The organism is Psychrobacter sp. NG27, from assembly GCF_016106655.1.
GTDB lineage: Bacteria > Pseudomonadota > Gammaproteobacteria > Pseudomonadales > Moraxellaceae > Psychrobacter.
Genome location: NZ_JADGIN010000002.1, coordinates 209,262 through 221,392, shown reverse-complemented (window position 1 = coordinate 221,392; position 12,131 = coordinate 209,262). Strand labels below are relative to the sequence as shown.

Annotated in this window: 9 protein-coding genes; 2 read left to right on the top strand and 7 right to left on the bottom strand. The window is 38.2% G+C overall.

Going from position 1 to position 12,131, the window contains the following annotated elements:
• Positions 1-54: 54 nt before the first annotated feature.
• Positions 55-1,539 carry a phosphomannomutase CpsG gene (locus tag IP485_RS04350; protein WP_198326191.1) on the top strand — a complete coding sequence of 495 codons (1,485 nt, stop codon included), beginning with the start codon at positions 55-57 and terminating at the stop codon, positions 1,537-1,539.
• A 115-nt stretch (positions 1,540-1,654) separates the two neighbouring features.
• Here IP485_RS04350 and IP485_RS04345 read toward each other — a convergent pair whose 3' ends face one another.
• The 5 genes from IP485_RS04345 to galE all read right to left on the bottom strand — a co-directional run bounded on the left by IP485_RS04345 (position 1,655) and on the right by galE (position 8,423).
• Positions 1,655-3,049, bottom strand: coding sequence for a UDP-glucose/GDP-mannose dehydrogenase family protein (locus IP485_RS04345; protein ID WP_198326190.1), 1,395 nt, complete (start codon positions 3,047-3,049; stop codon positions 1,655-1,657).
• Positions 3,050-3,089: 40 nt separating this feature from the next.
• Complete coding sequence (gene pgi, locus IP485_RS04340; protein WP_198326189.1) at positions 3,090-4,802, bottom strand: glucose-6-phosphate isomerase; 1,713 nt, start codon at positions 4,800-4,802, stop codon at positions 3,090-3,092.
• A gap of 3 nt (positions 4,803-4,805) precedes the next feature.
• On the bottom strand, positions 4,806-5,678 hold the full coding sequence (locus IP485_RS04335) for a UTP--glucose-1-phosphate uridylyltransferase (RefSeq protein ID WP_198326188.1): 873 nt from the start codon (positions 5,676-5,678) through the stop codon (positions 4,806-4,808).
• Positions 5,679-5,907: 229 nt separating this feature from the next.
• The gene (locus IP485_RS04330) at positions 5,908-6,990 is read right to left on the bottom strand and encodes a polysaccharide pyruvyl transferase family protein (RefSeq protein WP_198326187.1); all 1,083 of its coding nucleotides are present in this window, start codon (positions 6,988-6,990) and stop codon (positions 5,908-5,910) included.
• 350 nt (positions 6,991-7,340) lie between these two features.
• On the bottom strand, positions 7,341-8,423 hold the full coding sequence (gene galE, locus IP485_RS04325; protein ID WP_198326186.1) for a UDP-glucose 4-epimerase GalE: 1,083 nt from the start codon (positions 8,421-8,423) through the stop codon (positions 7,341-7,343).
• Between the two features lie 159 nt (positions 8,424-8,582).
• On the opposite strand from galE, the gene IP485_RS04320 reads away from it, so the two are divergent.
• Entirely contained in the window at positions 8,583-9,563 is a 981-nt protein-coding gene (locus IP485_RS04320) for a hypothetical protein (RefSeq protein WP_198326185.1), read from the top strand.
• 24 nt (positions 9,564-9,587) lie between these two features.
• Here IP485_RS04320 and IP485_RS04315 read toward each other — a convergent pair whose 3' ends face one another.
• Together IP485_RS04315 and IP485_RS04310 are read right to left on the bottom strand one after the other, a co-directional pair.
• Positions 9,588-10,745 carry a hypothetical protein gene (locus IP485_RS04315; protein WP_198326184.1) on the bottom strand — a complete coding sequence of 386 codons (1,158 nt, stop codon included), beginning with the start codon at positions 10,743-10,745 and terminating at the stop codon, positions 9,588-9,590.
• A gap of 57 nt (positions 10,746-10,802) precedes the next feature.
• The gene (locus tag IP485_RS04310) at positions 10,803-12,107 is read right to left on the bottom strand and encodes a glycosyltransferase family 2 protein (RefSeq protein ID WP_198326183.1); all 1,305 of its coding nucleotides are present in this window, start codon (positions 12,105-12,107) and stop codon (positions 10,803-10,805) included.
• Positions 12,108-12,131: the final 24 nt, after the last annotated feature.

Below are 12,131 nucleotides of genomic sequence, written 5' to 3'. Positions count from 1 at the left end.
TGCTATCTATTTTATTATTTTACCACTGCTCACGCGCAAGGAATTTTTACTATTATGTCTACTTCTGCGACCATTAGCTATCAGCCAAAAACTGAATTCAATCCTATTACGATCAGCTCATTCAAAGCTTATGATATTCGTGGTGAGCTTGGCGTTAATTTGGATGAAGAAATTGCTTACCGTATTGGGCGTGCTTTTGCTCAGATTTTGTATCAACGTTATCATGCCGCTAGCACTCAGCCCGATGATACAACGTCGCTACGACCTGCTATCGTTATCGGTAGCGACATTCGTCACTCGAGTGAACAACTAAAGCAAGCAGCGACCGCAGGTATGATGGATGCAGGTATCGATGTAATCGATCTGGGTATGAGTGGTACTGAAGAGGTGTATTTTGCCACCAGTCACTATCAGGCGTTGGGCGGTATCGAAGTCACTGCCAGTCACAACCCTATCAACTATAATGGCTTAAAACTGGTGAAAGAACACTCAAAGCCGATCAGTGCCGATGATGGTCTGGCAGAAATTCAGGCGCTTGCTGAGTCTGGGCAATTCACGACTGACAACCCATCAGGCAAATTACGATTATTGACTGATAAAAGTGCATATATTGACCATGTCATGACATTTAGCGATACTAAAAAACTACGACCGCTCAAGCTAGTAATCAACTCAGGTAACGGTAGTGCAGGTCCTGTGGTTGATTTATTAATTGATAAACTGATGCAAGTTGGTGCACCAATTGAGGTAATCAAACTACACCACACGCCTGATGGTAGCTTCCCCAATGGTATTCCCAATCCCATGATTGAAGCCAATAGAGTCGCGACCAAGCAGACTGTGTTAGAAAACAATGCTGACCTTGGGATTGCTTTTGACGGGGATTTTGACCGCTGCTTTTTATTTGATGAAAAAGGCGAATTTATCGATGGAAGCTATGTGGTCGGTATGCTTGCGCAAGCCTTTTTGAATAAATACCCTAACGAATCTATCGTCTATGATCCACGAGTGATTTATAATACCGAAGCCGTTATTAACGACCATGCTGGTAGCGCTGTCATTAGTAAATCAGGGCACTCTTTTATTAAGCAGGTCATGCGTGACTCAGGTGCAGTATACGGTGGCGAGATGTCAGCGCATCATTACTTCCGAGATTTTTTCTATTGCGACAGCGGCATGATTCCGTGGCTACTGACTATTGAACTACTGTCTATCACTGGTAAGACCTTGTCAGAGTTGGTCGCAGGTTATATCGAGGCATATCCTAGCTCAGGTGAACTGAACTTTCGCCTCACCACTCACGATGCGCCAGCTATCATTAACGCGATTGAAAAGAAGTTTAGCGTGCAGAATCCAGTCAAATCAACGCTAGATGGCTTAAGTCTGAATTTTGGAGAATGGCGCTTTAATTTGCGAGCATCTAACACAGAGCCATTGATCAGGTTAAATATCGAAAGTCGCGGTGATAGGAAATTATTGGTTACTAAAATACAAGAAATTCAACAGTGGCTAGCAGAACAAGGTGCTGTAACAGCGTAAGACTATAACTTTGAACAAAGACAGTTTGGGTTATTAATCGAAAAAAGCTCGCTAAGTATTATTAGCGAGCTTTTTTAATGATAAAAAATCTTGAATAATATTTTCTTATATAAAGCTATTTGGAACGACCAATACCCATGTAATCACCCACTAGGCTATCTATCTGCGACCGAGTAAAAATATTTTGCGCATCAAATACTGGCATCGCGTACTGATGGATTTTAGCAATATCCAACTGATCTCTGGGTGACCAGCTAATGATCAAAATAGCCTGAGCACTATCCAACTGATGATAAGGATGATCAACCAGCTCAAGCAGTGGTTGCTGCGTATAAATAGCGGCAAGTTCATTCTGTGCTTTATCGCTATAAACGAGCGTACGGATATTATAAGACCACAATAGTGCGAGTAATGGATGGATAGCCGAGCCTGCTGTACGCCCCGAACCTGCTTTGTAACTACCGCCCCAGATCATCACGGTTTTATTATCAATAAATCCATCAAAGTATTGCCAAAACTTACGAAAAATCAGCTCTTTCTGGTCTTCATTGATATGCATAATAGATTGCAAAAGTGGCATATCTAAACTGTGCGTTTGGCTTGATTGCTGCAGTTTTGCCAGTTCAGTCGGTAGCGTGTTGCCACCAAAACCCCAACCTGCCTGTAAATAGCTGCTACCTACTCGCTCATCTAGCCCCATGATACGACTCACTTGACTGATATCAACCTGCTGACTATCAGCCAAGCGTGACATCTCATTCATAAAGCTCACTCGCGTTGCCAGCATCGCCATGATACTACTACGAGCAAACTCTATCGTAGCGATATCTGCATGATGAGCGGCGCGTGCATGCTCAATTAGTGGCTTTAAAACATCTAAATGCTGGCTACTGTCTGCTGTTTTTTCGCCGAGTAACCACAGTGAAGGATTTAACATCGAACTATAAGCATCACCATCTTGTAAAAACACAAATGGTATATAGTAGACCCAAGCACGCTGTAAACGCTCAGCCAGTGCTGAGACAGTACCCAGCTTTTCGATACCACTCATCACGATAGGCTGCGTTTGCTGATGGCTATGATTGAAAGCCGTAATCCAGCTCGCCTCTGTCCATACGGGTTTGATACTGTCTAAAAACAACCAATACAGCGTGACGATATTCTTTACTTGTAGAGTGATACCATCAATGTCATTACTAGCACTACTTGTTGTCTCGTAGTGCTGTATCAGTGTATCAGGACTGTCTGGCAACGCTTGACTGATAATAATCTGCTGCTGCGCATACATCTGCCACAGCGCTTGCAAATGATGCTCAAAGCTATATTGCTGTATCTGCTGAGTTAATAAATCCATATCTGCATACAAATGGACGCGTTGACCTAGACTTGCCAGCACCACTGCACTAGTAATAGCTTCAATGCTGTGGCCGATAAGCACACAGACTGGATCGCTTTGAGCATTTTGCGATGTAGGTTCATGCATAGTATTGTTTATAGAATCAGCGCTCATGAGCTTACCTTTTAATTTGACTGACATATCGGTAGCAGTATTAAGACAGCTGTTTAATATGCTGTAGCAATTGGTCAGTGGAGGTATCAAATTGACCTTCGACATCTTGCTGCATGGCCTGATGTACAGACTCTGCCATTTGCTTACCCATCTCGACACCCCACTGATCAAATGGGTTGATATCCCAAATACTGGCCATGACGTAGACTTTGTGTTCATACAGCGCTATCAAAGATCCCAAACTGTGCGGCGTCAGCTGATCGATAAGCAATGTGGTTGACGGCTGGTTACCATGATAATGTTTGTACTTATCTGCTCTAGCCTCACTTTGAGCGTCCATGCTTGCAGTGCTATTCGCAAGACCTTTGTCAGTATCTATAGCAGGACTTGCAACCGCGTCATTGCCAAAAGCTAAGACTCGGCTTTGTGCCAGACAGTTGGCTAAAGACAGCTCATGCTGCTGCTGTAATGAGCTGTTTTGCACCTCGTCACTATAACGACGTACACAAGCAATAAAGTCGCAAGAGACCTGCTGCGTACCTTGATGCAATAATTGATAAAACGCGTGCTGAGCATTGGAGCCAATTTCACCCCATAAAATAGGACAAGTATCATAGTCGATATGATCGCCATGCTGAGTCACAGACTTACCATTACTCTCCATCTCAAGCTGGGTCAGATAGCTTGGCAGATAGCCTAGCCTGCCATCATAAGGCAGTACCGTATGCGCGTTCACCTGCAAAAAAGTACTGTTCCAAACCGCGAGCAAACCGAGTAACACGGGCAAGTTGTTTGAAAATTCTGCCTGTGCAAAATGCTCATCCATACTATGAGCACCGGCCAACAACTCTTTGAAACCAGACATACCGATACGAATAGCAATGGCCAGTCCAATCGCGGACCACAATGAAAACCTTCCACCAACCCATTCCCACAATTGCAACTGATGCTCAGGATGGATACCCCAAGCACTCATTTTTTTACTATTGGCTGAGATACCAATGAAGTGTCGGCGTAACACACTATCTTCAGTACCTGCCCGCAGTTTTGCCGTCGCGAGCAGCCACGATAATGCCGTCTTAGCATTGGATAACGTATCGACAGTACCAAAGGATTTGGATGAAATGATGAATAGCGTGGTCTCAGGATTCAGATGTTTCAACAAATTATCAAGTTGCGTGCCATCCATGTTGGATACGAAATGCACTTCTATCTCAGTATCCGCCCACTCATCAAGTGCGCTAGTTGCCATGAGCGGACCAAGATCAGAGCCACCAACGCCAATGTTGACCACATCGGTTATAGCCTTACCCGAAAACCCACGCCAGGTGCCTTGACGCACACGCTCAGATAGGCGCGCAACTCGTGACAAACTATGATGCACATCAGCGACGACATTTTGCCCATCTACGTCTAGTTTGGCAGACGCTGGCAATCGTAGTGCTGTATGCAAGGCAGCACGTTCCTCGCTGGTATTGACCATCGCACCTTGCATGAGCCCATTAATACGCGCACTCAAGTCGCAACTGTCCGCTAAGTCTAGTAGACCGGACAACACCGTCGTATCGATACGCTGCTTGCTATAGTCCATATATAGCGCGCCAGCTTGCACACTAAACTGCTTAGCACGATTATCATCCTGTGCAAACAACTCAACAAGCGACCACGGCTGCTTAGCAAGCGTCCGCAGTTGTTGCCAGTATTTGGAATCACGAGCGCTGTTATAGACGGTACCGCCGTTCATATCATTCATCAGCTACTCATCATCGGCTAATTGCTGCTCAGCAAAATAGATAAACGCCTGCATATATGAGCGCATATCGCCTGCATCATAACTGTCACCGCACATGGTCGTCACATTCACACCATATTTACTAATCAAGGCATCAATAGCATCGGTCAGCTGAATCTCACCACCGACAGAGGCTTTGGTATTGGCCAGATAATCAAAGATTTGATTGCTGAACACATAGCGTCCAACGACTGCTAATTTAGAAGGGGCCTCGGCTAAGTTAGGCTTTTCTACAAAGCCTGCTACTTTAAAGCTGGCATTCACATCTGTTTTATTATCGATCTCAATAGCGTCGCTCAGCTTAGCAATACCGTATTTATGCACATCTTCATCGGCAACATTATCGACCAATATTTGTGAATGGTTGTCTTTGCTAAAAGCATCAATCATAAAGGCTAAGTTATCAGCAGCCATATCGCCAGTAAATGGATCAAGCACGACATCTGGGAGGAGAACGGCAAAGTCATGCTCACCAATGATTGGTCGAGCAGCCAATACTGCATGCCCCAAACCTAAAGCTTTACCTTGACGTATCATCGACACTGTCACATCGTCTGGTAGCCAGTTCAAACTATCAGCCAAGGCATCTTTACCTTTTGCACGTAGTTGACTGTCTAGCTCAGCATTGATATCAAAATAGTTTTCAATCGCACTTTTTTGCGCATGACCGACCAAGACGATATGCTTGATACCTGCAGCGATTGCCTCTTCGACGACGTAATGAATAGCAGGACGATTACCAAGCGGCAGTAGCTCTTTTGGTACGGATTTAGACAATGGGAGCATACGAGTACCAAAGCCTGCAACGGGGACAACAGCGTGAGTGATTTTATTCATACTTCAAAAACCCTATTAATTTAATACTTATAATTAGTATTTATCAAAAAATTTTGTCTAAAAAATTAATTTAGCACTTATTTGATGTACAACATATTATATTCAATACTAGCCAATATTTCGATCAATGTTTCCACTAAGGTAGTGAAATTACTAAAAAACCACTTGACCTAAATCTTAAAAAAAACTATAGAAAACTTTAATACAATAACTTAGAGAAAGATTATACTTACTTAAGTGGGAAGGACTTAATAACTCTGTTTTGTATATTTTCAATTTGGTTAAAATATTTAAAATTAGAGATCTGAGGATTCACATCTGATAATGATAAGATATCATCAGGATTGACATTATCCACATACATCCTGTTTATACCTGAAAAATAGTCAAAGAACTTCCACTGACCACCTCTATGCAAATTCCCCTCCCACAGCCAAACATTAGGTATACAATAGCTATCGGCAACGATCAATCCATGTAGACTAGTTGATGCAATATTCTTACAACTGGATATTTGAGCCATTAAATCAGCCATATCTTCATTTTTTACATCAATCAAAATAGAGTTGGGAGTGTTTTTAATTAATTTTTTAACCCATGGTTTCTTTGCCTGAGTAAAATGAACAATAATCCCCCAGTCATGTACCTGTTGAGGATTTTTGCTCCATAAAGTACTCGCTAAAATCCCTGGATCTCCATAAGGGATGATTGATTCTTTTTTCAATAAAGACTTAGTAAGTGGTCCTCTTAATAGAGAAATATTGTAATCTTCGTCATTTAGCAACTCTGTAGGACCTAATGTTCCAGACCCCCATACTTCATAAGTATTTTTCCTTTTAGGAAACCAATTCAGTATACTCCCAATACCCACCAAATCAGTCTGCCTTTTTTCTACACGCTTTACTTTCTTATTACTTAAGTGAGAAACAATATATAGATTTAGTTCATCCCCAAAATTCGTGAAACCCTTACCTCTCCACCAATATAAATTTACTGTATCAGTATTTTTGTAAGTTTTAAGAAAGCTTATGAAGTTGGAAAAAAATCCACTATTTTCTAGTAGCACTACTTCTAAATCAAACTCTTCCCACTCACGAGCTACAACTCTATTAGCAACAAATGTATTTTTGTAGTTTTCGGAACTTAATGGCTTACTAGAAAAGTACATATTTTGATCTAAATTTTTAAATGAGTAGCTATTAACTTTTTTAGCTACTTCTACAAATGAATATATCTTTTCATTATCATGAATAAATCCATATAAATCATCATTTATTGTTAAGTAAACATTCGGATTTTTGTCTTTCATCATAATTAGTTCATTATCTTGAACCACTAATGAAGTAGATTGACTTTTTCTTAATATCACGTACGAACTAATTTTCATAATATTCACCATAGCTTTATTTAAAAAGTACAATACCGCCTAAAAAACGAAATATTTTTTAAATTATTTAGAATGACATTAAATAAAAAATATCTATCATTAGATAACCCAATATTAATAGAATCTAAAACCATGAAGATTATTTTTTGCAAAGATCAATCTATATGTAATAATAAAAATTACGTAATCCATAGAGATATATAAGTTGTTTTCTGTTTTTTACAAAGTAAGATAAAGTTTTCGATGTATACATCCCCCCCATCTAACTAAGATTATTAGTTATAACCATTCGGATTCATTCTCTGCCAACGCCACGTATCTTGACACATATTGGTGATAGATAACTTTGCTTGCCAGCCTAATAACGATGTCGCTTTATCGGCACTGGCATAACAACTGGCAATATCACCCGTGCGACGAGAAGTAAATTGGTAAGGAATAGCCTGTCCAGACACATCAGCAAAGGCAGATATTAATTCCAATACAGAAGTGCCTTTGCCCGTTCCTAAGTTAATGGGTAAAAATCCTACTGAACTAGATTTAGAAATGGTTTGCTTTGTATTGACCGTATCTAAACAGCTTTTTTCTAGGCTCGTTTGTTGCTCTAAATAATTCAGTGCGGCCACATGACCTTGCGCCAAATCAATCACATGAATAAAGTCGCGTACACCCGTACCATCTACGGTAGGATAATCATTTCCAAAGATGCTGAGCTTATCAAGTTTACCGACTGCTACTTGAGAGATATAAGGCATCAAATTGTTAGGAATATCATTTGGGTCTTCCCCGATTTGTCCTGACGAATGGGCCCCTACTGGATTAAAATATCTCAGAGCTATCAGATTCCAACGGTCATCAGATTTTGCTAAATCTTCTAAGATATGTTCAACGGCTAGCTTGCTCTGACCATAGGGATTGGTACAAGAGCGTGGTGATTCTTCATTGATAGGTAGGCTTTCAGGGTCACCATAGACAGTAGCAGAGGATGAAAAAACGAAGTTTTTCACATCATACTCTGACATGACTTCTAATAGAGCAATAGTACCACTAACATTATTGTGATAATACATTAGCGGATTAGCCACCGATTCTCCAACCGCTTTTAAACCAGCAAAATGAATGACGCCAAAAAAATGATGTGCGGCAAATACTTTTTTGAGTGATTCAGCATCTCGTATATCACCTTCGATAAACTCAATAGGCTGATCAATAAGCGTAGAAACTCGCTTGATCGCTTCAGGGCTACTATTAGATAAATTGTCATATACGACAATATCATAGCCTGCTTCATGCAATGCGATACACGTATGAGAGCCTATATATCCCGCACCACCAGTGACTAGTATTTTTTTACTCATGAAATAATCCAATAGTTTTTTGAGCTCATTTTTTCAAAATAGGTATTCATCTTTACTTGTACATGCAACTATACTGGGAACTATAAAACATTGCCAACATAAATACCTTAATAGTGTTTACTTATTCGCCCTCTATAATCCTGAGCTATTAACCATATTATGAAACTCAATACCTACATTCAGCCACTTTTATCGGGCTATTATAAACATTACTGCCATTCCAAACAGCGTTTAGCGTTAGTCGTTGGCATGCAGCCATGGCGAGATATGGTCGACGAGTGGGTATTAGAGTCAGCACATATTCGAATACAAAGGCATTTTAATAAACGCTATTTTAATCGATGGCTTAAACCCTTTATCAAGCGTGTCAATCCTGTTATCTATATTTGGGGCTATAAAGCCCCTGATTACTTTATAGAGTATGTACGAGAGCAGAATTTAGATATTTTCTTTTTAGAAGATGGTTTTATCCGTTCAGGCCCTGATGACGATAGTAGTACACCACCGCTGTCTATCGTGATGGACAGTCAAGCACCCTACTTCGATACCACTCGTCCAAATGATTTAACTGACTTGATTGCCAACTTTGACTTTGGGCAAGATGGTTATAATGAGGTACTAGCCCAAGAAATGCTCGACTACTATGTCACACATCGAGTAAGCAAATATAATCATCAGCCATATGTGGACATTGTACCTATATACGGTATTAAGAATAAAAAACGTATATTGGTACTTGGGCAGGTACTATACGATGATTCATTGAAATACGGTGATGGTATCGGTATTACGCTACTTGATGTGGTCAACAAGGCAATTGATGAAAACCCTGAAGCACAAATCATAGTAAAACCACATCCTATGACGTTAGACAACCCTGACATTGTTAGCACACTCACTGAGCTAGATTGTCTGATCCTGACCCAGTCTATTCATCTGGTTGACGCATTAGAGACAGTTGATCATGTCTACACGATTACGTCACTAGGTGGCTTTGAGGCTTTATTAAGATGCAGAAGGGTCACCGTATTAGGGCGACCTTTTTATTATGATCTGACTAACAGTGTTACATCACTCGATACTAACGATAAGCGCAGATTGATATATTTGTGCTATTACCTCTATCAAAAAACCTTATAGATGAATATGTTGTTAATAGCAATTTTAAATACTTTTTCTATATTTTATCTGTGAAACTCTGTCTTTTTCAACATATTGGCATAACCATTCAATTCTTTTACCGAAACTTGCATTTTCTAAAAAACCTTCATGATAACTTTCTACATAAGAAGAAATAGATTCGGGACTAGTAAATACCATCTGATTACTATTGCCATCTAAATAGAACATACTATCTAAATAGTATGTTCTCATTCTTTTGGGAACTATTAACTCTTTATATCTGTGCTCATTTGCTACTACCATAGTGGGTATTTTTTTCACTAGAAGTTGTACTTCCATTGCTGAAATATCGGAGATCGCATGCGATACATCAATTTTTTTATTTGGAGATATGTACCTAAACCCAGTATAAAAGGCTCTTAGCTTCTCCTTAGTAGACACAATATTTTTTACTATAGAAACTTTTATATTGTTACTAACAAGTGTTGACACAATATTTCCTAGAGATAATATATAGCTTTTATCTCGATGGCCTAAGTTTGGATGTTTTTGAATAATAATATTTTTAATATTGTTATTTTTAATAACTTTTACTAATAGATCTTTAATATTATTTGTAATTGATGAGAAGTTTTCATCTGGCACTCCCCCCTCCCATGTAGGTGCATATAATAAAGTACGACTTTCTTTTTTATAAGAATAGTTATTTTGTCCCACAAAGGTACTACCTAATCTAATAACTCTATTATTTTCTATATCAGATTCAGTAAAAAGACCCGCTTTTAAGTATCTATCAATACCAACCTGTCCCGATGTTATGACATGATCATAAATACGTACTATTGGTTTGACAGAAGATTTTTTGTTACTTTCACCATGTGTAATAAATACGTGTGATACATTTCTAAAAGCAACCATACGACAATTAGATTGGGCATTAAATAGATAAAAAACCACTTTACCATCATCAAATGAAATGTCTGAATATTTCTTGATAAATTTATAACGGATATTATGAGTTTCAAATAATTTTGAAATTATTTTATAATTCTCTTTATAGTATTTTGCATAAATAGCAATACATGCATTAGCATTGAAAACATTCGACTGAAAATAACTTAGTAGCTGCTCAATAGCTCCCTGTATCTTTGTATCAATATAAATATAATAAAGGTCTTTGCTCATATCACCATCTTTCATCGTTGTTGCTCATAATATTACATAATATAAGACTATCTATAGAGGCATAGTTAAAATTTATGAGGAAGCAATCCTACTCAAATAGATTCGGATAACATCTATCGTTTTATTTTTTTCTTCTAGGTCGCCTTCAAATATAAGTATTTTTTTATCTTTTATTCTGATAGCACTTTCCTTTAGGGAATCTAACGAGTCTGCATTATTTCTAGAGAACAACCAAAGCTTTATAGATTTTTTATTTTCTTCTACCTCTAAATCAAAAGCTATTTTATTGTCATCAATAACAAAGTCTAGCACTACAACTTTATTTTTAAATACCCATACTTTATTAAAACCCTCTTCTTTTTTAAAACTATCTTTAATATTTTTTTCAATATCATTGATATTTTTTGATTCATTTACTATTTTATGAAATTGTTTGAAATCCCCTGCTAAGAGCAGTAAGACCAACATTTTCTCATTTTCATAAATTTGTGATAAATCGAAAAAATCTTTTCTAAGATTAAAGTAGCTAGAAACTAGTTGAAACATATGATCGAATTTATTATTCTTAACATTTACTTTTTTAGCAAAGTCTCTTAACCTCTCTACACTTCTTAGCAACCAAGCATTGTAGAGCATTATTTTCTTTTTCTCATCTAGATTAGACATATATATACTGTTCAAAGGTATTAATATAGTATCCATAAAAGAATCTAGGGTGTGCTTAGCTTTTGAAAGATGATCTCCTTCATGTGCTTGTTGAATATAATATGTCTTATCTGCTAAAATTGAAACGATATTACTTTTTGACAGAGCTTGAATAAAAAATATTTGATCTTCAGCTTTCACGATTGAAGGGTTATATAGTATATTATTATCTAAGAGCAATTTTAGCTTAACAAACTTAAATGGCGCTAAAGTTCTTATCAAATGATTTTCTAAAGGATTGGCATCATCTATATTTCCTTTAGTAAAAGGTTTCGATGTCATATGTCTACCTATCGCTTTAACTTTAACATACACCATGTCACTATCATTCTTTAGTGCCATAGCCATACCATTTTCTAAAAGTTTTGAATCAACATAATCATCTGAATCTAGGAAAAATACATACTTGCTTGGGCTGGCGTTTATGCCTTCATTTCTAGGTGCAGAGGCATTTCCTGAGCCTACTGGTCGCCTAAGTATTCTATAGTTTACATTTTTATCGATTAAAGACTCTATAGCATCTATGGAATTGTCTGTTGATGCATCATCTACAAAAATGACTTCCCATTTACTTTTATCATAGGTTTGTGAGTTGATGGATTCAATACAAGGTTTTATGATCTCTTCTCGGTTATATACGGGTACTATTATGCTAACGTCATACTGTTCCATTGCCACTGAATCCTTTTTAGTTAC